The sequence below is a fragment of the Streptomyces coffeae genome, assembly GCF_016741875.1.
Classification (GTDB): domain Bacteria; phylum Actinomycetota; class Actinomycetes; order Streptomycetales; family Streptomycetaceae; genus Streptomyces; species Streptomyces coffeae.
Genome location: NZ_JAERRF010000121.1, coordinates 1 through 1342, shown reverse-complemented (window position 1 = coordinate 1342; position 1342 = coordinate 1). Strand labels below are relative to the sequence as shown.

The following is a 1342-nucleotide window of genomic DNA, read 5'->3' as shown; positions in this document are numbered from 1 at the left end:
ACTAGCTTGACTCTGTTGGGGATCTTGGAGTTTGCCGGTGCGGCAGCGTGATCAGCGGGCATGCTCGGGCTGTTCCGAAGGCCGATGCAGTTGTCGAGGTGCCCGTTGTCCCTCCGTCCCTGTTCCGGTGAGCAGGTCCCGTCGCTGACTGCGCAGGTTGCGCGGGCGAGTAGCCCGGGGGGACGAGGGCGATGTGGGTGAGAGACCGGCTGGACGGCCTGTGGTGCGATGAGGACTTCGTCGACTGGTACCCGCGGGACGGACGTCCCGGTCTCTCGCCCGCGCAGTTGGCCACCGCCTGCGTGCTGCAGTTCCTGCTCGACCTGTCGGATCGGCAGGCTGCCGAGGCGGTGCGCTGCCGCATCGATTTCACGTACTCCCTGGCCCTGGAACTGGACGATCCCGGCTTTCATCACAGTGTGCTGGCCGACGTCCGTGAGCGCCTCGCCCAGGGCGATCGCGCTGACCGTCTCCTCGATCTCGCGCTGGCGCGTCTCAAGGATGCCGGGCTGGTGCGTGAGCGCACCACGCAGCGCACCGATTCCACTCATGTCCTGGCCGCAGTGCGTGACCTGACTCGGCTGGAGCTGATCACCGAGGCGGTGCGGGCCGCGCTGGAGGAACTCGCCGGCACTGCCCCGCATCTGCTGGTCGGCCTGGTGGACGAGGAGTGGGGACGCCGCTATGGCCGTCCGGTCCGCCTGGGCAAGAACCCCGCCCGGCCCAAGACCAGGATCAACACCACGGGTGACGACGCCTTACGGCTGCTGGAGCATCTCTATCGGTACGGGGCAGGTCGCGCGTTCGGCCGCCGGGTCCAGGCCCTGCGGCAGATCATGGTGCAGAACTACTACCGCGACGCGGCAGGCCGCCTGCGCTGGCGCACCGGCGACGACGGCGGCGGGCTGCCGCCCTCGTCGGTCGCGATCGTCTCCCCCTACGACCCCACGGCTCGCTACGCGCGCCGTGGGCAGACCACCCGCTGGAAGGGGTTCGTCGCCCATCTCACCAAGACCTGTTCATCCGACGGCGCCAACGTCATCACGGATGTGGCCACCACCCCGGCCACCACATACGACGCTCAGGCCCTGCCCGGCATCCACACCCGCCTCAAGCGCCGTGGCCTGCTACCGGCCGAGCACCTCGTCGACGGCGGCTACACCTCCCTTGTCCACCTGGAACAGGCCGCCCTCGAGCACCGGGTCACGGTCACCGGGCCGCTGCCGGGCAATCCCACCCGCCAGCACCGCAAAAACGAAGGCTTCGGCCGGGACGACTTCCACAACGACTTCGAGCGCCGACAGGCGACCTGTCACCAGGGCCAGGTCAGCAAAGGCCGGCA

The 1342-nt window shown here is 69.1% G+C and carries 1 protein-coding gene; it reads left to right on the top strand.

Annotated elements, in window-relative coordinates:
* Nucleotides 1–191 precede the first annotated feature (191 nt).
* Nucleotides 192–1342: transposase (locus JK363_RS41225; protein WP_236076580.1), on the top strand; the 1151-nt coding region annotated here is incomplete at its 3' end.